We start from the raw sequence: 861 nt of genomic DNA, 5'->3' as shown, positions 1-861 counted from the left end.
CCGCCACGCCGGTGCCGTCCACACCTTCTCGCTCGTCGCGGCGGCCGGCGCCAACGACCGCTGGATCGAGGCCGGCGACGGCGATGGCATCCCCGGCCCTCCCGGCGCCAACCAGTACCTGGGCCGCAACATGCACTACACCGGCACCAAGCTCTACGTCGGCATGCCCTACGGCCCTGGACTCGGCGCCCTGCACGCCCTGCCGATGTCCAACACCATCAACGGCGGCACCGTCGCCGCGGTGACCACCTACAAGCCCGGCACCGGTGGCTTCCCCGCCGTGGGCACCCGCTTCGGCGGCCAAGCCCGCTGAGCTGCGACAGGTAACCGGCAGCGGACTCAGCTCCGTTGACGACGAAGAGCCCCCGAAAAGCCTCACCGGCCTTCGGGGGCTCTTCGCTGCGGGTCCTCACACGTAGTCGAGCATGGCGTCCTTCCCTCGGTTCTCGTGATCGAGGGTGCCTGCGCTCACAGCCGCCACTACGGCAGTGCTCGCTTCGTCAGGAGCGGTGGCCGTTGATTGCTGTCGCAGCTGTCTCCACGTAAGAGGCGGTGGTTGATCGGCTTCAGCCAGAATCTCCAGCCACTTGATCCGATCGACATGCTGAAGCGGACAGCGGACATGGTGCGAGCGCGCGTCCCCGGCACGTCCTGGACGGCGCCTCCGTTTCGCGAAGCACTGTTGGACCTGGTCGTGCACCTCGGAGTGCGGCTGCGCCGCCGGGGCCGGGCGGCCCGCGCTCCGAACCTCACCCTGGAGTTCACGGGCGGCACCTCGTGGGGTGGGGTCGTTGCTGCGGCCCCGCTTCCGTGGCCTGGGCTGCGACGGCGGCCAGGAAAGCGTGGGCGAGCATGGCCAGG

The 861-nt window shown here is 69.8% G+C and carries 1 pseudogene; it reads left to right on the top strand.

Annotated elements, in window-relative coordinates:
* Positions 1–313, top strand: a pseudogene (locus CCN42_RS42995) (esterase); the annotation flags it as partial.
* Positions 314–861: the final 548 nt, after the last annotated feature.

Source organism: Streptomyces glaucescens (assembly GCF_002154375.1).
Classification (GTDB): Bacteria; Actinomycetota; Actinomycetes; order Streptomycetales; family Streptomycetaceae; genus Streptomyces; species Streptomyces glaucescens.
The sequence above is the reverse complement of the archived record's forward strand: the minus strand, read 5'-3'. Positions and strand labels throughout refer to the sequence as shown.